Source organism: Methylobacterium sp. CM6247, assembly GCF_054817925.1.
In genome coordinates this window covers 1,045,767-1,064,826 of the sequence record NZ_JBTXKX010000003.1, presented here as the reverse complement: position 1 = coordinate 1,064,826, position 19,060 = coordinate 1,045,767, and the positions used below count along the sequence as shown (strand labels likewise).

Below are 19,060 nucleotides of genomic sequence, written 5' to 3'. Positions count from 1 at the left end.
AAGTTACAGGGTTCTTTGACGCAGGCTAGGAATCGGATCAATGGGGACGAGGCCGCTCGCCCACAACCCGCAACGTCCGCCGCAACGTCCGGATGCCGGAACTCCTCGCCGCCGCGTCCGGTTCTTGCTTAGGTTCACCGCGCCACCAGAGAGGAACGCCTCGTGACCGTTTCCCGCCCCGAGATCCGCACCTTCCTCTGCCGGAGCGACAATATCGGCGTGCTGATCCGAGATCCCGCGACGGGCGCCTGCGCCGCCATCGACGTGCCGGAGGCGGCTCCCGTCCTGAAGGTGCTCGACGAAACCGGTTGGACGCTCACGGATATCCTGGTGACGCACCGGCATCTCGATCATATCGAGGGAATCCCGGAGGTGAAGCGCCGCACCGGCGCGCGGGTGACCGCGCCGCGCAAGGCCGGGGCCGATGTGCCGGAGGTGGATGTCGCCGTCGCCGAGGGGGATCTCGTCCGGGTCGGCGAACTCGAAGCGCAGGTCTGGGAAACGCCAGGCCATTGCAATGACCACGTCAGCTACTGGTTCTCCGGAGCGCGGATCGTGTTCGCCGGCGATACCCTGTTCACCCTCGGATGCGGGCGGGTTGTGGAAGGCCGGCCGGAATCGCTCTGGCGGTCGCTGGAGCGGTTTCTCCCCCTGCCGGACGACACCGAGGTTTTCAGTGGGCACGATTACGTCCTCTCCAATGCCCGTTTCGCTCTCGCCGCCGATCCCGACAACGTGGCGTTGAAGTCTCGTATGGCGGAGGCTCAGGACGCAAAGGCCGCTGGCAGATTCCTGGTTCCGACGACGATGAGGCATGAGCGCGCAACCAATCCTTTCCTTCGTTCCACGGAGCCTTCCCTCGCTAAAGCAGTGAATCTTTCTGCTAATTCACCGGCGGAACTAGTGTTCACTGCATTAAGGGCCTGGAAGAACAGCTTCTGACCGGCTATGGGCCTCTGGCTGTCTCGATCTCAGCGAGACATGCGGGGGCGACGCCGACTCCGGATACGGCCCGCCCTCCTTATCAGCGCCGGCTGGAGTATCGATGGAGACGGCAGGTACGTCCTTTGTGGTCGGCTATGATCCGGTCGGCAGCGATGATGCTACACCCATGACGGGTCTCCGCCCGCCCGACAGGCCCAAGGCCCGAATTAGCCGGGCCAGCCCCACGCCGCTCTCGGTGGATGCGCGCCTCCTGGCGATCGCGACGGAGCATCTGGCCAGGCTCGGGCACAAACGGGTGACGGTCGTCGCGGTGGCCGCCGAGGCCGGCATGACCCACGCCAATGTCTACCGGTATTTCCCATCCAAGGACGCCCTTCTGGATGCCGTCGCGGGGCGCTGGCTCCGAGATGTGGAGGCGGAACTCGCCCGCATCGCCGATGCGCCCGACCCTGCAGACGACAAGATTGAGCGCCTCCTGATGGCCCTGGCGAGCGCGCAGCGCGAAGTCCTGGCACGGGAGCCCCATCTGTTCGCGGTCCATCTCGATGCGACGGTGGCGGCACGGCCCATCGCCCGGCGTCACCGGGTTCGCCTGCGCAGTCTCGTAGAGCGTGTGGTGGAGGAGGGGATCGCTGCGGGAGCCTTCGTGGCTCGTGATCGCGAGCGGGCCATCGCCTACATCTTCGATGCGAGCTACCGCTTCACCCATCCGCTGGCGATGCAACACGATTCCGATCTGCCCGTCGACCTGATCCAGGCGCGCTTCGGAGCCGTCATCCAGGCGATCCAGAAAGTGCTGCGGATCGGCGCACTTTAGGCGAAGTAACAATATTTTGGACCTGTCACCGAAGCTTTGCCGTCGAACCGGAGAGGGGTTCGTTGGTCTAAAATGCTCCGGCGAAAGACTTTTTTGGAAGGCATCCTCCAGCGTCGCGGTACGTCTGTGGCCCGAACTCTGCTTAGCGCCGACCACGTCGGGTTGAAGCATGGGGACTTTTCCGCCACACCGTCGCGGCGAAATCAACGTGCGATCGCGACCTCGGCAAACAGCCCGTCCGTCGGGACGGAGCATCGCGGATCGGCACTGATACTGGAGGTTCGTTTTCCATGGCACGCAGCAAGATCGCGCTCATCGGCGCCGGGCAGATCGGCGGAACCCTCGCGCATCTGGCGGGCCTGAAGGAACTCGGCGACGTCGTCCTGTTCGACATCGTCGACGGCGTTCCCCAGGGCAAATCCCTCGACATCGCGGAATCCGCTCCGGTCGACGGGTTCGATGCCACCTATACGGGCGCCAGCGATTATTCGGCCATCGCCGGAGCCGACGTGGTGATCGTCACCGCCGGCGTGCCGCGTAAGCCCGGCATGAGCCGCGACGACCTGATCGGCATCAACCTCAAGGTGATGGAAGCCGTCGGCACCGGCATCAAGGAACACGCTCCGGACGCGTTCGTGATCTGCATCACCAACCCGCTCGATGCCATGGTCTGGGCCCTGCAGAAGTTCTCGGGCCTGCCCACCAACAAGGTCGTCGGCATGGCCGGCGTTCTGGATTCGGCGCGGTTCCGCCACTTCCTGGCCGACGAGTTCAAGGTCTCGGTTGAGGATGTCACCGCCTTCGTGCTCGGCGGCCACGGCGACGACATGGTCCCGCTGGTCCGCTACTCCACCGTCGCCGGCGTGCCGCTGCCCGATCTCGTCAAGCTCGGCTGGACCACCCAGGAGAAGCTCGACGCCATGGTCGAGCGCACCCGCAAGGGTGGCGGCGAGATCGTGAACCTGCTCAAGACCGGCTCGGCCTTCTACGCCCCGGCCGCCTCCGCCATCGCCATGGCCGAGAGCTACCTGCGCGACAAGCGCCGGGTGCTGCCCTGCGCCGCCTATCTCAGCGGCGAGTACGGCATCGACGGCATGTATGTCGGCGTCCCGATCGTGATCGGTGCCGGCGGTGTCGAGCGAGTTCTCGAGGTGGAATTCAACGCCGACGAGAAGGCCATGTTCGACAAGTCGGTGGGCGCCGTAAAGACGCTGATCGAAGCCTGCAAGACCGTGAACCCGGCTCTGGCCTGAAATCTCACAAGAAGCGTCGCGCGCCGGCGGGTGTCCCGTCGGCGTGAACGAGGCCGGTGTGTCGTGTCTTCCAATCCCGCGCGCTGCCGCGGGACGAGGCGAGGAAATGTCCTAATGAACATCCATGAATATCAGGCGAAGGCGGTGCTCAAGGAGTTCGGCCTGCCCGTCTCCCGCGGCGTTCCGATCTTCAAGCCAGAAGAGGCCGAGGCTGCCGCCAAGGAGCTGGGGGGTCCGGTCTGGGTGGTGAAGTCGCAAATCCATGCCGGCGGACGTGGCAAGGGCACGTTCAAGGGCGCGCCTGCTGGTGCCAAGGGCGGCGTGCGTGTCACCAAGTCCATCGACGAGGTCAAGCAATTCGCCGGCGAGATGCTGGGCGAGACGCTGGTGACGATCCAGACCGGCGAAGCCGGCAAGCAGGTCAACCGCCTCTACATCGAAGAAGGCGCGCAGATCGCCGCCGAGTTCTACCTCTCGATGCTGGTGGACCGCGAGACCGGGCAGGTCGCTTTCGTCGTCTCGACGGAGGGCGGCATGGATATCGAGACCGTGGCCCACGACACGCCCGAGAAGATCATCACCTTCTCGGTCGATCCGGCTACCGGGATCATGCCCCATCACGGCCGGGCCGTCGCCAAGGCTCTCGGCCTCACCGGCGCACAGGCCAAGGAGGCGGGCGACCTCACCACCAAGCTCTACCAGGCGTTCACCGCCAAGGACATGAGCATGCTGGAGATCAACCCGCTGGTCCTCACCGGCGATGGCCATCTCAAGTGCCTCGACGCCAAGATCTCGTTCGATTCGAACGCGCTCTACCGCCATCCCGACATCCTGGCGCTCCGCGACGAGACCGAGGAGGACGCCAAGGAGATCGAGGCCTCGAAATACGACCTCGCCTATATCGCGCTGGATGGCACCATCGGCTGCATGGTCAACGGTGCGGGCCTCGCCATGGCGACCCTCGACATCATCAAGCTCTACGGTGAGGAGCCGGCGAACTTCCTCGATGTCGGCGGCGGCGCGAGCGAGGAGAAGGTGACGGCGGCCTTCAAGATCATCACCGCCGATCCGCAGGTGAAGGGCATCCTCGTCAACATCTTCGGCGGGATCATGAAATGCGACGTGATCGCGAACGGCGTGATCGCGGCGGTGAAGGCTGTGGGCCTCGAAGTGCCCCTGGTGGTGCGTCTGGAAGGCACCAATGTCGAGAAAGGCAAGGAGATCATCCGGAATTCCGGCCTCAACGTGATCCCCGCCGATGACCTCGACGATGCCGCGCAGAAGATCGTCGCCGCCGTGAAGAAGGGCTGAGAGTACCCATGTCCATCCTGATCGACGCGAACACCAAGGTCATCTGCCAGGGCTTCACTGGCAAGAACGGGACCTTCCATTCCGAACAGGCGATCGCCTACGGCACCAAGATGGTCGGCGGCACCTCGCCCGGCAAAGGCGGCGCGACCCATCTCGGCCTGCCGGTCTTCGACACCGTGGCCGAAGCCCGCGAGGCCACCGGCGCGACCGCATCGGTCGTCTACGTGCCGCCGCCGGGCGCGGCCGACGCCATCTGCGAGGCCATCGCCGCCGAGATTCCGCTCATCGTCTGCATCACCGAGGGGATTCCGGTCCTCGACATGGTGCGGGTGAAGCGCTCCCTCGAAGGCTCGAAGTCGCGCCTCATCGGGCCGAACTGCCCGGGCGTGGTCACGGCCGGCGAATGCAAGATTGGCATCATGCCCGCCAACATCTTCAAGCCGGGCTCGGTGGGCATCGTCTCGCGCTCCGGCACGCTGACCTACGAGGCCGTGTTCCAGACCACGAATGCCGGTCTCGGGCAGACCACGGCAGTCGGCATCGGCGGCGATCCGGTGAAGGGCACCGAGTTCATCTCGATGCTCGAACTGTTCCTGGCCGACGACAAGACCGAATCGATCGTCATGATCGGCGAGATCGGCGGTTCCGCCGAGGAAGAGGCGGCGCAGTTCATTGCCGACGAGGCCAAGCGCGGCCGTCGCAAGCCGATGGTCGGCTTCATCGCCGGGCGCACGGCTCCTCCGGGCCGCCGCATGGGCCATGCCGGTGCCATCATCTCGGGCGGCAAGGGCGGAGCCGAGGACAAGATCGCCGCGATGGAAGCGGCCGGCATCCGGGTATCGCCTTCCCCAGCGCGCCTCGGCAGCACGCTGGTCGACGTCCTAAAGGGGTGAGGTTCTCGGGAATCTGTCACTTGTGTTGCGGTGCAAAATGGCTCCGCAGCATCTATCTAGGAAACGGCGCGGCTTGATCGCCGCGCCGACCCGAACATCCCCATCGAAGCGCCCGTCGGCGCCATGGGGAGCAGGGGGCCGCCGCAGGGGTGGCCACTCCGCCAAGCGGTAGGATGATCGAAGATGGCTCGCCAGGACGCGCTTCTCGAAACCTCGTTCCTCACCGGCGGCAACGCCGCCTATCTCGAGGAATTGCAGGCGGCCTATGCCCGCGATCCGCATTCGGTCGATCCGCAGTGGCAGGATTTCTTCAAATCCCTCGGTGACGAGAGCGGCCTTGCCGAGAAGAATGCCGCCGGCGCCTCATGGCAGAAGCCGAACTGGCCGGTTCATGCCAATGGCGAGATGGTCTCGGCCCTGGACGGCAACTGGGCCACCGTCGAGAAGGCGGTGGGCGAGAAGATCCGCGCAAAGTCTGACACCGCGAAGATCGATGGCGCCAAGGCTGCCAACGGCGCGGCCGTCGTCGCCGCCAGCGGCGTCTCGGTCGAGCAGGCGACCAAGGATTCCGTCCGCGCGATCATGTTGATCCGCGCCTACCGCATGCGCGGCCATCTCCACGCCAAGCTCGATCCCCTCGGCCTCGCCCCGCGCGGCGACCACGAGGAGCTGCACCCCCAGCATTACGGTTTCGAGGAGAAGGATTGGGACCGTCCGATCTTCCTCGATAACGTGCTCGGCCTGCAATATTCGACCATCCGCGAGATCGTCGAGATCCTGGAGCGCACCTACTGCCAGACGCTGGGCGTCGAGTTCATGCACATCTCCAACCCGGAGGAGAAGGCGTGGATTCAGGAGCGCATCGAAGGCAAGGGCAAGGAGATCTCCTTCACGCCCGAGGGCCGGCGCGCCATCCTGAACAAGCTGGTGGAAGCGGAGGGTTTCGAGAAGTTCCTCGACCTCAAATACACCGGCACCAAGCGCTTCGGTCTCGACGGGTCGGAATCGATGATTCCGGCGCTGGAGCAGATCATCAAGCGCGGCGGCGCGTTGGGCGCGAAGGAGATCGTGCTCGGCATGGCCCATCGCGGCCGGCTCAACGTGCTCTCGAACGTCATGTCGAAGCCGTTCCGGGCGATCTTCAACGAGTTCAAGGGCGGCTCGGCCTCTCCCGCCGAAGTCGAGGGCTCGGGCGACGTGAAGTACCATCTCGGTGCCTCGTCGGACCGTACCTTCGACGACAACAACGTCCACCTGTCGCTGACCGCCAACCCGTCCCATCTCGAGATCGTCGATCCAGTTGTGCTGGGTAAGGTGCGCGCCAAGCAGGACCAGCGGGCCAAGCCGAATGTCCAGCGCACCAGCGTCGTGCCGCTTCTCATCCACGGCGACGCGGCCTTCGCGGGCCAGGGCGTGGTCGCGGAATGCCTCGGCCTCTCGGGCCTGAAAGGACACCGCACCGGCGGGTCGATCCACTTCATCATCAACAACCAGATCGGCTTCACCACCGATCCGCGTTTCTCGCGCTCGTCGCCCTATCCGTCCGACGTCGCCAAGATGGTGGAAGCGCCGATTTTCCACTGCAACGGCGACGACCCGGAGGCCGTGACCTTCGCGGCCAAGATCGCCATCGAGTACCGCCAGAAGTTCGGCAAGCCCGTCGTCATCGACATGCTGTGCTACCGCCGCTTCGGCCATAACGAGGGCGACGAGCCGGCTTTCACCCAGCCGAAGATGTACCAGCGCATCCGCAAGCACCCGACGGCGCTGGAGACCTACGCCAAGAAGCTCATCGCCGAGGGTGTGCTGACGCAGGAGCAGTTCGACGCCCGTAAGGCCGAGTTCCGCGCCATGCTCGACGGGGAACTGGAAGTCGCCGGCAACTACAAGGCCAACAAGGCCGATTGGCTCGACGGGCGCTGGTCCGGCTTCAAGGCCGTGCGTGAGGACGTGGACGATCCGCGCCGTGGCAAGACCGGCGTGCCGGCCGATATCCTGCGCGAGATCGCCCAGCGCATCACCACGCCGCCGCCCGGTTTCCACCTCCACCGCACGATCCAGCGCTTCTTCGACAACCGCGCCAAGGCCGTCGAGACGGGCAAGGGGATCGACTGGGCGACGGCCGAGGCCCTGGCCTTCGGTTCGCTCCTCATCGAGGGGCATCGGGTCCGGCTGTCGGGCCAGGACGTGGAGCGCGGGACCTTCTCGCAGCGCCATGCCGTCGTGATCGATCAGGAGAACGAGCAGCGCTACACCTCGCTCAACTCCATCCGCGAGGGGCAGGCGAATCTCGAGGTCATCAACTCGATGCTCTCCGAGGAGGCCGTGCTCGGCTTCGAATACGGCTACTCGCTGGCCGACCCCAATTCCCTGGTTCTGTGGGAGGCGCAGTTCGGCGATTTCGCCAACGGCGCGCAGGTCGTCATCGATCAGTTCATCTCATCGGGCGAGCGCAAGTGGCTGCGCATGTCCGGCCTGACGCTGCTGCTGCCGCACGGCTACGAGGGGCAGGGGCCGGAGCATTCCTCGGCCCGCCTCGAACGCTTCCTGCAGATGTGCGCCGAGGACAACATGCAGGTCGCCAACTGCACGACCCCGTCGAACTACTTCCATATCCTGCGCCGTCAGCTGAACCGCGAGTTCCGCAAGCCGCTGGTGCTGATGACTCCGAAATCGCTCCTGCGGCACAAGCGGGCGGTGTCGAACCTCGACATGCTGGCGGAGGGATCGACCTTCCACCGCGTGCTCTGGGACGATGCGGAGCACGAAGACGACACGATCAAGCTCGTGAAGGACGACAAGATCCGTCGTGTCGTGCTCTGCTCGGGCAAGGTTTATTACGATCTCTACGACGAGCGCGAGAAGCGTGGCGTCAACGATGTCTACCTGATGCGCGTGGAGCAGCTCTATCCGTTCCCGCTCAAGGCGCTGGCCAACGAGATGGCGCGCTTCCGCAATGCGGAGGTGGTTTGGTGCCAGGAGGAGCCCAAGAACATGGGCGCCTGGTCCTTCGTCGATCCGTATCTCGAATGGGTCCTCGGCCAGGCTCAGTCGCAGGTGAAGCGGGCGCGCTATGTCGGCCGCCCCGCCTCGGCCTCCACGGCGGTCGGCCTTCTTTCCAAGCATCAGGCCCAGCTCCAGGCCTTCCTCAACGAGGCGCTGGCGGTCTGACGACCCCGGTATCCCCTTCTCCGACGCGACCAAACCATTCGGGCGGACAGAGCACCATGGCAACCGACATCCTCGTTCCTACGCTGGGCGAATCCGTGAGCGAGGCCACCATCGGCCGCTGGTTCAAGAAGCCGGGCGACGCGGTGGCGGCGGACGAGCCCCTTGTTGAGCTCGAGACCGACAAGGTCACCCTCGAAGTCAACGCGCCCGCCGCCGGTGAACTCGGTGAGATCCTCGTGAAGGACGGCGAGACCGTGGAGCCCGGCGCCCTGCTCGGCTCCATCGTCGAGGCCGGCGCCGGCGGAGGCGCCAAGGCTCCCGCCGCCAAGAAGACCGAGACGAAGGCCGACACCCGCACCGAAGAGGCGACGCCGAAATCCGAGGGCGCGGACAAGGCGCCCGCCGAGGAATCCTCGGCGGCCTACGGCAACCACGGCGAGGCCGCTGCGCCGAAATCCGATCGTCAGGCCGGCGATAACGGCCCCGCCGTCGCCAAGATGGCGCGGGAATCCGGTATCGACCCATCGACGGTGAACGGCACCGGCAAGGACGGTCGCGTCACCAAGGGTGACATGATCGAGGCGACCTCCAAGGCGCCCTCCGCCCCGGCCCCGGCTCAGGAGCCGGCCCGGCAGGCCAAGGCTCCCTCGCCGCCGCGCCCCGCCTCGAAGCCCGACGATGCCGCGCGCGAAGAGCGCGTGAAGATGACGAAGCTGCGCCAGACCATCGCGCGCCGGCTCAAGGACGCCCAGGACACGGCGGCGATGCTGACTACGTTCAACGACGTCGACATGTCGGCCGTGATGGCCATGCGCGCCCAGTACAAGGACATGTTCGAGAAGAAGCACGGCACCAAGCTCGGCTTCATGGGCTTCTTCACCAAGGCGGTGATCGGAGCGCTCAAGGACGTGCCGGCGGTCAATGCCGAGATCGACGGGACCGACCTCGTCTACAAGAACTACTACCATATCGGCATCGCCGTCGGCACCGATAAGGGCCTCGTCGTGCCGGTGGTGCGCAATGCCGACGACCTCTCCATCGCCGGTATCGAGAAGACGATCTCCGGTTTCGGCAAGAAGGCGCGGGACGGCAAGCTCTCTATCGAGGAGATGCAGGGCGGCACCTTCACCATCACCAATGGCGGCATCTATGGCTCGCTGATGTCGACCCCGATCCTCAACGCGCCGCAATCGGGCATCCTCGGCATGCACCGCATTGAGGAGCGTCCGGTGGTCCGCGCCGGCAAGATCGAGGCACGGCCGATGATGTATCTCGCGCTCTCCTACGATCACCGCATCGTCGACGGGAAGGAGGCCGTGACCTTCCTCGTGCGCGTCAAGGAGGCGCTGGAGGATCCGGCACGCCTCGTGCTGGACCTCTGAAACAACCCGGCAGCTGCCGTCCGCCGGCCGCCGCAGGGCGGCCGGACGCTTCCGCGTGCGTGAACTTCGATGGTGGGGCCTGACCTGCCGAACCTTCAAGCGAGTCACCAGCCTATGTCCTACGATCTCGTCGTCATCGGTACCGGCCCCGGCGGCTATGTCTGCGCCATTCGCGCCGCCCAGCTCGGACTCAAGACCGCCGTGGTGGAGAAGCGGGCGACCCATGGCGGCACCTGCCTCAATGTCGGCTGTATCCCGTCGAAAGCCCTGCTTCACGCCTCCGAGGCGTTCGAGGAGGCCTCGAAACACTTCGCCGACATCGGCGTCATCGTCAGCGCGCCCGAACTCGACCTCAAGAAGATGATGTCGTTCAAGCAGGACGGCGTCGATGGCAACACCAAGGGCGTCGAATTCCTGCTGAAGAAGAACGGGATCGACGCCTATCACGGCCTTGGCCGGGTCGCCGGTGCCGGCCGCGTCGAGGTGCTGTCCGAGGATGGCGGCAACCAGATGCTGGAGACGAAGAACATCGTCATCGCCACCGGCTCCGACGTGACGAAGCTGCCCGGCGTGACGATCGACGAGACGATCGTCGTCTCCTCCACCGGCGCCCTCGAGCTTCAGTCCGTGCCGAAGAAGCTCCTCATCATCGGTGCCGGCGTGATCGGCCTCGAACTCGGCTCCGTCTGGCGTCGCCTCGGCTCGGAGGTCACCGTGGTGGAATATCTCGACCGCGTCCTGCCCGGCATGGACGGTGAGGTCGGCAAGCAGTTCCAGCGCATCCTCGGCAAGCAGGGCATCGTCTTCAAGCTGTCGTCGAAGGTCACCGGCGTCGAGGTGAAGGACGGCGCCGCCACCGTCTCGGTGGAGCCGGCCGCCGGCGGCGAAGCCGAGAAGCTCGAGGCCGACGTGGTGCTCGTGGCCATCGGCCGCGTGCCCTACACCGAGAAGCTGGGTCTCGAAACCGTGGGCGTGCAGCTCGACAACAAGGGCCGCATCCAGACCGACAGCCACTACGCCACCAACGTCACCGGCATCTACGCCATCGGCGACGTGATCGCGGGGCCGATGCTCGCTCACAAGGCCGAGGACGAGGGTGTCGCCGTGGCGGAACTCCTCGCCGGGCAATCGGGCCACGTGAATTACGGGGTGATCCCGAACGTGGTCTACACCTATCCGGAGGTCGCCTCGGTGGGGAAGACCGAGGAAGAGCTGAAGAAGGACGGCATCGCCTACAATGCGGGCAAGTTCCCCTTCACAGCGAACGGTCGCGCCAAGGTCAACCACACCACGGACGGGTTCGTGAAGATCCTGGCCGATGCCAAGACCGACCGGGTGCTCGGCGTTCATATCGTCGGTGCGGATGCGGGCAACCTGATCGCGGAAGTGGCCGTCGCCATGGAATTCGGTGCCAGCGCCGAGGACGTGGCCCGGACCTGCCACGCTCACCCGACGCTGACCGAGGCGGTCAAGGAAGCCGCCCTCGCCGTCGGCAAGCGGGCGATCCACATCTGAGACGGGCTACCGCCCCCGTCTTGGCAATGAGCCGGAGGGCGGGTTCGACGTAGGCCGCCGTCCGGGAACGTCGCATCGCTCGGCACCCCGGACGGGGTGCCCGTGTTGGAACAGGTGTCTCACACCTTCCGCAGCGGAGCGCCGGATGCCCTACGAACTCTATTACTGGCCGACGATCCAGGGGCGCGGTGAGTTCGTCCGCCTCGCTCTGGAGGATGCCGGGGCGGAGTATGTCGATATCGCCCGCGGGCGAGAGGCGGAGGGTCAGGGCCTCGGCGCCATGACCGCTTTTCTCGGCGATCCCTCGGTGGCGCGGCCGTCCTATGCGCCGCCGTTCCTCCGAGATGGCGACGTCGTGGTCGGACAGACGGCGGCAATCCTGCTCTATCTCGGTCCCCGGCTCGGCCTCGCGCCATCGGACGAAGCCGACCGCCTCTGGACCCATCAGATCCAGCTGACCGTCGCGGATGTGGTGGCCGAGGCTCACGAGACGCACCATCCCATCGCGGTGAGCCTCACCTACGAGGACCAGAAGCCCGAAGCGCTTCGACGCGCGAAGGATTTTCAGGCGAACCGGATTCCGGAATATCTCGCCTGGTTCGACCATGTGCTCGGCCGTAACGATGGCCACCATCTCGTCGGCGGGTCCACGACCTACGCCGATCTGTCCCTGTTCCAACTCGTGGACGGGTTGCTCTACGCGTTCCCCCACGCGACGGAGCGGACCCTCGCCGAAAACCGCCACGTCGCTGCCCTTCACGACGCGGTGCGGCAACGGCCTGGGATCGCCGCCTATCTGGCGAGCCCGCGCCGCATCCCCTTCAACCAGCAGGGGATCTTCCGACGCTATCCCGAGCTCGATCTGTAGCGCGCGCACCCGCACGCGGATGGGCCTGCTCGAACGCATCCATCAGGCGGGCGGCGTCGACCTTGGTGTAGAGCTGCGTCGTCGAGAGCGAGGCGTGGCCGAGCAATTCCTGGATCGCGCGCAACTCCCCCTGGCGGCCGAGGAGGTGCGTGGCGAAGGAGTGCCGCAAGGCATGGGGCGTGGCGCTGTCCGGCAGGCCGAGGGCACCGCGCAGGGAGGCCACCGCATATTGGATGATCCGCGGGGAGAGCTTGCCGCCTTTCACGCCCACGAAGAGAGGCCCTTCCGGATCGAGCGCATGGGGGCACGCCGCGAGATAGGCCGCCACCGCCTCGGCCACCACGGGAAGGATCGGCACCATCCGCTCCTTGCCGCCTTTGCCCATCACCGTCACCGACTCTACTCCCGGTACGGGCGCATCGCGCCGGGTGAGGCCGAGGGCTTCGGAAATGCGGAGGCCGGAACCGTAGAGGAGAGCGAGAACGGCGGCGTCACGCGCCAGAACCCAGGGCTCGCGGGATTCCCCGGCGCGGATGTCGATATCGGTCAGGGCGCGGGCGGCGGCGATGGGAATCGGGCGAGGCAAGCGCCGCTCGACCTTGGGCGAGCGGATCGCCCCGAGGGCCGACACGCTGCCGTGGCCGTCCCGTTCGAGGTGCCGCGCGAAGGAGCGAAGGCCCGCGAGCGCGCGCATCAGCGATCGACCGCTCACCGTCTCGGCCCGGCGCGCTGCCATGAATCCACGGATATCGCGGGGCTTCAATGCGACGAGCCCGGCGATTCCGACCGTGCCATGCCGGCTCTGCAGGTGGTCGAGGAACTGCCGCAGGTCGCGCGCATAGGCTTCCACCGTGTTCGCGGCCATCCGGCGCTCGCGCAGCAAACTGTCCTGCCACGCCATGGCGACGGACCGGACTGCCTCGTCACCGGGAAAGGCGATGGCGCTGGCAGTGGCAGGTGAAGGCGGAACGTGGAGCATCGCGCGGTGATCCGGGAGCGAAAAGTCCACTCAACGCCACCGAGGTTGACGGAGCGTTGCCGACGGGGCGAGGAGATCGAGGCGGTGGTCGGCTGTTTCACGGAACGGCGCAGCGGCTCAGCGCTTGATCATCGCATCCTACCCCTGTCGTCCCTCCCGATCCGAGCCCGCATGCCCGAGACACGCATCGTCTGCATCCGCCACGGCGAATCCACCTTCAACGCAGCCCATCGCCTCACCGGGCGCGATCCCGGCCATATCGATGCCCGGCTGACGGAGCGGGGCCTCGCCCAGGTCGCGGCGGCCCGGGATCGGCTACGGGACATTCCGTTCGATCTGGTGGTGACGTCTCCGCTCACCCGCGCCATCCAGACCACCGCCGGCATTTTCGGCGATCATCCGGCCAAGCCCGAGATCCTGGTGGAAGTGCTCCATCGCGAATGCCAGGAGAGCAGCTGCGATGTCGGGCGCGCCGCCTCCGTGCTGAAGGCGGAATTCCCGCATCTCGATATCGATCACCTGCCGGAAATCTGGTGGCATGCCGAGGGTGAGCCGATCGCGGAGGGCGTCCATGTGGAGCCGCGCCACCTCTTCGATCGTCGCGTGGCGACGTTCCGCGACTGGCTGACCGAGCGGCGTGAGCGGACCATCGCCGTGGTCGGCCACGGCACGTTCTTCTTTCACCTCGCCGGCATCTGGCTCGACAACTGTGCCACCACCGAACTCGACCTCGCATCGGGGCCGGTGGCCGTCTGAGCCGACGCGGCGGAGATCACCCGCCTCGTCGAACCTGTCGGCCGAGGCTCAGGACGCGCTTGCCCGCGCCGCATCCAATCGTTCCTGCGCCTGAACGAGATCGATGTCCGGCGCCTGCCGTCCGATGGTCAAGGCCTCGTCGAGGATGGTCGCTGCGCTGTCCCATACGCTCTCGGCAAAAGGAGCCGAACCTTCCGCGACCTCGGCCGCTGACCGGGCATCGGTAGCCGACTTCACGGCGGCCACCGCGCTGCGAGCGATGGCGGAGGCGAGGGCGCCCCGTCGCCAGTCCCGCTGCTGCGACGCGGCCTGGGCCACGGTCCCACCGCGCCACGCAGCGGCCTGCGCAGCCAAAAGACCCGCATCGAGATCCTGGGCTTCGTCGCAGCGAGCGGCGAGATCAGCAAAACCTGCCCGGTCGAGGAGAGGCGGCAGAATCCGACGAATGCTTTCCAGGGCGAGGAAGCGGGTACGTTGCTCCTCGATCTCCGCCGTATCAGCGGAGCCGGACAGGCGCAGGACGAAGGCCATCAAGCGAGAGCGCTGGTGATCCGGCATCGCGTCGTTGAGGCCGAGCGCGTAGGCGGCGAGGGGTTTCGAGAAACACGGCGGACAATCCGAAGAGGAGCGGATCGACCGGTAGGGTAGGCCGGCCGCGACGACCGCCGCCTCGTTGATGCAGGTCCCGCCATCTGGGCCGGGGAAGGGGTGCGAGCCGGACAGCAACCGCCAGTGAAGGATGTGCTCGAAACCTGATGCCATGCGGGCCGGCTCCGTCGGTTTCACGGGAAAACCCAGCCGCGAACCGGCGGGTCACCCGAAACCTGCCACAGGACGGCAATCCGTGACGAGGAAAATCTTATCCGCCCACGCCCACGGCGAGCCCGGCCAGCATGGCGATGCCGAGCACGAAGACGAAAGCGCCGGCCAGCAGTTCGAGCCCCCCTACGGCGATTGCCCCCGTGGACCCGCGCCCTCCCGCGAGACGCAGGGCCAGGGCCTTGGCGAAGACCGCCAGGCTCGCCAGCACCCCGGTGGTCAGGGCCGTGCCCAGGGCCATGGCGAGAGTCGCCGCGATACCCGCAGCCAAAATGCCCTGCGACGCGGAGAAGACCAGAATGAGGATCGCGCCGGCGCAGGGGCGTGAGCCGGCCGCCAGCACGACGCCCGCCCGCTCGCGCCAGGAATCGAGGCGGCCGATGGCGGTGGCGTCGGTGAGGTGGACATGGCCGCAGCCGGGCGCGCAGGCGGCAGCGTTACCGCCGTGAACGAGCCCCGCCAGTCGTCCGGCCTTCCGCCACGTCACCGTGAGGCCGAGGAGGGCCACGAGGGCGAAGCTCACCGTCTCGATCACCGTGCCGGCCCGCGTCATCCCGGCGGCGGTGGCGTTGAGGAGGAGGTTGCCGATGGCGACGATGGCGATGGCGACGAGGGCTTGCAGCAAAGCAGCGGCGGCACTGAGCGAGAAGCCGCGTGCCAGCGCCCGCTCCCCGGCCATGATGTAGCCGGCGATCACCGCCTTGCCATGGCCCGGTCCGGCGGCGTGGAACACGCCGTAGCTGAAGCCGATGAGGATCATGGGCCCCCAGCTTCCGCCCTGCTTGATGGCGGCGACGGTGGCTTGCAGGCTGCGCGAGAAGCTCGACTGCATGGCGAGCAGCCAGCCGCCGATCCCGGTGGCCGAGGGCGCCGCCTCGCGAAATCCGACGCCGAATGGGGAGCGCGGCGGCGGTGGAGCCACGCTGGAGCCGAGGAGCCACGACAGCGCCGTGAGGACGAGGGCGACACAGGCGATCGCTGCGAGGGCCAGGGCGATCCGTAAGGCGATCCGGCCGCGCGGATGATCGGCCCATGCGGCGGCCACGCCTACGGACATGCGACGATGATCCGGTTCGCGAACTGGACGCCGTAACTCGATGCGTTGGTCAGCGCTTCGAAGAACGCCTCCGACAGACCCGGCTTGGCATCGGCAGTCTTGGCATCCGCGGTCTTCGCCTGCTCGGATTTGGGCCGGGTGATCGTGGCGGCGCAACCGGCCGGCGAGCCGACGAGGCGCGCGGTGTCCGCATCCTCCGAGAGGCTGAACGCAACGAAATAGGTCGGGTCGAAGACCTCCAACGCCGCGACTCCGCGCCCCTGCGCCACCGGCGATTTCAGCGGCAGAAGGAAGCTGAGCGTCAGCCTGTCGCCGTCCATTCTCATGCGCGGCTCGATCGGATCGGCGAAGGTCTGCTCCTTGCCGCCGATCTTGAGCTTCGTGAAATAGGCGAATTCCGCGAGATTGGCGGTGTTGTCCGTGGCGAGGCCCGCGAGCTCGTCGGGGGAGACCGTGCCGTCGCCGTTCGCATCGAGCCCCTGGATCGCCGAGGCCGAGTAGCTCGCATCGAAGGTCCAGGCGTGACGAATGCCCGTCACCTTGCCGCCCTCGCCGTAATCGATCTCCGCCTTCGACGTCACCCAGACATGCGGATGGGCCGATGCCGGAGCGGCAGCCCCGAGGCTGAGGGCGAGCGCCGCCAAAGAGGACGCGACGAAGGAGCGAGCGGAGAGGAGAGCGGTCGGCGAAGCCATGCTGGACGCTCGCGAGTCAGGGTAAAGAAAGTCTGAACGGGTGCTGCGACGGGGGCCGGGAGTCCGGCCGCCGCCTCGATCTCCTCCGATTTCAGTGGGGCGAAAGCGAGGCGCGACCGTCCGTCAGGCGGCCCGGACGCTGGCGAGAAATCCCGCAATGCTTTCGTCGAGGGCGAGGCTCGCTGCTGCCACGCGGCCGGCGACACTCCTCACCGATTCGGCGGCCTGTGCGCTGGACGCGGCGGCTTCCTCGACCGTGGCGATGCCGCCGGACACGGCGTCGGCGCTGGCTTCGGCATCGGCGACACTGTCGGCGACGCGCGCACCGGCGATCCGCTGAGCCTCGAGAGCGAGGGCAACGGCCGCATCTGCGCCCGCCATCTGATCCATCGTTCCACCGATCGCTTCCACCGCCCGGAGCGTATCCTGAGCCGCGCCACGCATCGCCTCGATCTGTCCCTTGATCGCCTCGGTGGCACCGGCCGTCTGGGCGGCGAGCGCCTTCACCTCGCCGGCGACAACCGCGAAGCCCCGTCCGGCCTCACCCGCCCGAGCGGCCTCGATCGTGGCATTGAGGGCCAGGAGATTCGTCTGCGCGGCGACGGTGGCGATGGTCTCGACCACGGTGCCGATCTCGCGCCCCGCTTCGGTGAGGAGGGCGGCGGCGCGGCGCGTCGCCGTGACCTCGCGGTGTGCCAGTGCGCCCAAACCGTCGCGGATCCGCGATTGCCGGTCGATCGCCTCGCCACCACCCGCGACATCCGCACTGGCTGCCGCGGCCCTGCGCACCTGTTGCCCCGCGCCGGCCGCACCTTCCGAAACGATGGTGGTCTGATCCCGCGTGAGCCGCACGGCGTCCGACACCGCCTCCGCCGCGCCCGCCATGGCAGTGGCGGCGCTCGACAGATCCTGCGCCACCCGCTGAGCTTCCTCCTCGAAGGCCTGAGCGGCTGCCTCCAGGCGCGCGGCGCGCTCGGCTTCGAGAGCGGAATGAGCGAGCGCACGCGCATCGCCTTCGACCTTGTCGACGATGACGGTCCGCAGCACCGCAATGGAGCGGGCCATGGTTCCGATCTCGTCGCGTCGTTCCAGCAACGGGATGGCCCGGGTGAGATCCATGGCCGCAAGGGCATCGATCGCCGATCCGAGGCGGGCCAGCGGCTGGCGGATCTCCTTGAGGACGAGCCAGAGTGCGAAACCGAAGGTGAAGAGGATCACCGCCCCGGAGGCCACGAGGCTGATGATGCGGGTCTGCTCGATCTCCGCCACGGTCTCCGCGCGTTCGCTGCCGAGACGCGTGAGCGTGTCCTTGCCGATGCGTGTGATCGCGGACACCATCCTGGCGCGGCTCGCCACGGTGGCCTCGTCGGTGCCCTGGATGAGCGCGGCCTTCGGTGAGATGGTGAGGCCGAGTTCCGCCGTATCGGTCTGATAGGCCAGGAACTCCTTCAGCATCAGATCGAGCTTGAGGCGATCCGCATCGGGAACCTGCCCGACGATCCGGCTCAGGAACACGTCCTTCTGCTCGCCGACTTCGGCGAGGGCGGTTTTGAGGCCACCGAACTTGGCCTTGGCGTCATCGGTATCGTCCGCCGTGTAGACCGCGCCCGCCGCCACCACCGTCCGTTCGATGGCGAGGGCGAGGCTTTGCGCCGACAGGGCCTGTTCCCAGACCGAGTCCATTTCGGCCGCCCGCGCCTGCTGATGCAGCACCACGCGGTCGTTGAACAGGGACAGGGCGCAGGCACCGAGTGCCAGAAGCCCCATCACCGCCGCGAGTTTGTTGCCGAGAGAAAGGCGCATCGATGTGTTCCATCATCTAAAGCTATCGTGAAGCTGATGACGCCCGAACCTTGCCGGGAGTTTAAATCGAGGCGGCTAACAAATTGAAAGTATTGGATTAAACGCCTGGGGCCGTCCGTGAGGGAGCGTCCCCAGGCATTGATGGATACGGATGACCGAGGAAAGAGCCGATCAGTAGGCTGTCGAATCGGCCGAGGCGACATCGACCCTGTCGCCAGTGCGCGAGAAGGCGATGGTGGTCTCACGTCCGTCGGAGCCAAGCGTGCCCGGCACCGAAAGGTGGACGGTCTGTTCGGGATTCAGGGTCGTCACGAGGCGGATGACCTGGGGCAGATCATGGCCGGAATTGACGCTGGCGAGGGTGGCGACCACGCGGTAGCGGCCATTCTCGACGGTGTAATAGGCCGAACCACGATAGGTGCCGAGGTCGACGCTCTGGGCGCTCGCGGGCGAAAGCTCGGCCGCCTGGGAGGCGGTAGCGGAGGCGAGGGTGAGCGCGGCGGCGAGGAGGGCTTTGGACGAGATGCGCATGATGAGGGAACCTGTGCGGTTACTGTCCGCCGGGAGTGCCCGTTCGGAGAGCCGGTTGCACCGGGAGACCGACATATGCCGATTTTATGCTGCGCTGCGAAGAGATGAATGTTGCAATGCGTCAATGCTTGAATTGCATGACTCGGCAAAAAATATCTCGGTGCATGTCAAAATTACATAGGTCTGAAGTGTGAGCGATTGAAACTGCTACTTCTCAGCCGGGAAATATTCGTCAGGCGGAAGGCGATCCCGTCCGCGCTTGAGG

16 protein-coding genes are annotated in these 19,060 nt (G+C 66.6%); 10 read left to right on the top strand and 6 right to left on the bottom strand.

Annotated features, from left to right (window positions below):
* The first annotated feature begins 162 nt into the window (after positions 1-162).
* The 9 genes from gloB to ACYQOP_RS05805 all read left to right on the top strand — a co-directional run bounded on the left by gloB (position 163) and on the right by ACYQOP_RS05805 (position 12,155).
* Positions 163-942 carry a hydroxyacylglutathione hydrolase gene (gene gloB / locus ACYQOP_RS05845; RefSeq protein ID WP_461221662.1) on the top strand — a complete coding sequence of 260 codons (780 nt, stop codon included), beginning with the start codon at positions 163-165 and terminating at the stop codon, positions 940-942.
* A gap of 238 nt (positions 943-1,180) precedes the next feature.
* Positions 1,181-1,762, top strand: a complete 582-nt coding sequence (locus ACYQOP_RS05840; protein WP_056427081.1) for a TetR family transcriptional regulator — start codon at positions 1,181-1,183, stop codon at positions 1,760-1,762.
* A gap of 290 nt (positions 1,763-2,052) precedes the next feature.
* Positions 2,053-3,015 carry a malate dehydrogenase gene (mdh, locus tag ACYQOP_RS05835; RefSeq protein ID WP_018045796.1) on the top strand — a complete coding sequence of 321 codons (963 nt, stop codon included), beginning with the start codon at positions 2,053-2,055 and terminating at the stop codon, positions 3,013-3,015.
* Between the two features lie 114 nt (positions 3,016-3,129).
* Positions 3,130-4,326 carry an ADP-forming succinate--CoA ligase subunit beta gene (gene sucC, locus ACYQOP_RS05830; protein ID WP_461221660.1) on the top strand — a complete coding sequence of 399 codons (1,197 nt, stop codon included), beginning with the start codon at positions 3,130-3,132 and terminating at the stop codon, positions 4,324-4,326.
* Between the two features lie 8 nt (positions 4,327-4,334).
* Complete coding sequence (gene sucD / locus ACYQOP_RS05825; RefSeq protein WP_056426894.1) at positions 4,335-5,219, top strand: succinate--CoA ligase subunit alpha; 885 nt, start codon at positions 4,335-4,337, stop codon at positions 5,217-5,219.
* Between the two features lie 183 nt (positions 5,220-5,402).
* Positions 5,403-8,390 carry a 2-oxoglutarate dehydrogenase E1 component gene (locus tag ACYQOP_RS05820; RefSeq protein ID WP_056426891.1) on the top strand — a complete coding sequence of 996 codons (2,988 nt, stop codon included), beginning with the start codon at positions 5,403-5,405 and terminating at the stop codon, positions 8,388-8,390.
* A gap of 56 nt (positions 8,391-8,446) precedes the next feature.
* Positions 8,447-9,772, top strand: coding sequence for a 2-oxoglutarate dehydrogenase complex dihydrolipoyllysine-residue succinyltransferase (gene odhB, locus ACYQOP_RS05815; protein WP_056426888.1), 1,326 nt, complete (start codon positions 8,447-8,449; stop codon positions 9,770-9,772).
* 114 nt (positions 9,773-9,886) lie between these two features.
* Complete coding sequence (gene lpdA, locus ACYQOP_RS05810) at positions 9,887-11,287, top strand: dihydrolipoyl dehydrogenase (RefSeq protein WP_461221659.1); 1,401 nt, start codon at positions 9,887-9,889, stop codon at positions 11,285-11,287.
* A gap of 145 nt (positions 11,288-11,432) precedes the next feature.
* Positions 11,433-12,155: a glutathione S-transferase gene (locus ACYQOP_RS05805; protein WP_461221658.1), complete on the top strand. Its 723-nt coding sequence runs from the start codon at positions 11,433-11,435 to the stop codon at positions 12,153-12,155.
* On the opposite strand, the gene ACYQOP_RS05800 is transcribed toward ACYQOP_RS05805, so the two are convergent.
* Positions 12,109-13,134 (bottom strand): tyrosine recombinase XerC, encoded by a 1,026-nt coding sequence (locus ACYQOP_RS05800; RefSeq protein WP_461221657.1) that lies wholly within the window; start codon positions 13,132-13,134, stop codon positions 12,109-12,111. The genes ACYQOP_RS05805 and ACYQOP_RS05800 overlap by 47 nt on opposite strands.
* A 171-nt stretch (positions 13,135-13,305) precedes the next feature.
* Between ACYQOP_RS05800 and ACYQOP_RS05795 the strand changes: the two genes are divergently transcribed.
* On the top strand, positions 13,306-13,890 hold the full coding sequence (locus tag ACYQOP_RS05795; RefSeq protein WP_461221656.1) for a histidine phosphatase family protein: 585 nt from the start codon (positions 13,306-13,308) through the stop codon (positions 13,888-13,890).
* Between the two features lie 48 nt (positions 13,891-13,938).
* On the opposite strand, the gene ACYQOP_RS05790 is transcribed toward ACYQOP_RS05795, so the two are convergent.
* From ACYQOP_RS05790 to ACYQOP_RS05770, 5 genes are all read right to left on the bottom strand, one after another.
* Positions 13,939-14,652, bottom strand: coding sequence for a hypothetical protein (locus tag ACYQOP_RS05790; protein WP_461221655.1), 714 nt, complete (start codon positions 14,650-14,652; stop codon positions 13,939-13,941).
* Positions 14,653-14,749: 97 nt separating this feature from the next.
* A complete protein-coding gene (locus ACYQOP_RS05785) occupies positions 14,750-15,766 on the bottom strand; it encodes a nickel/cobalt transporter (RefSeq protein WP_461221654.1) in 1,017 nt (338 codons plus the stop codon).
* A complete protein-coding gene (locus ACYQOP_RS05780; protein ID WP_056426867.1) occupies positions 15,757-16,461 on the bottom strand; it encodes a DUF1007 family protein in 705 nt (234 codons plus the stop codon). Before ACYQOP_RS05780 ends, ACYQOP_RS05785 begins: the two co-directional genes overlap by 10 nt.
* A gap of 123 nt (positions 16,462-16,584) precedes the next feature.
* Positions 16,585-18,264 (bottom strand): methyl-accepting chemotaxis protein, encoded by a 1,680-nt coding sequence (locus ACYQOP_RS05775; RefSeq protein ID WP_461221652.1) that lies wholly within the window; start codon positions 18,262-18,264, stop codon positions 16,585-16,587.
* A gap of 171 nt (positions 18,265-18,435) precedes the next feature.
* Complete coding sequence (locus ACYQOP_RS05770) at positions 18,436-18,795, bottom strand: hypothetical protein (protein ID WP_207410806.1); 360 nt, start codon at positions 18,793-18,795, stop codon at positions 18,436-18,438.
* Between the last annotated feature and the right edge of the window lie 265 nt (positions 18,796-19,060).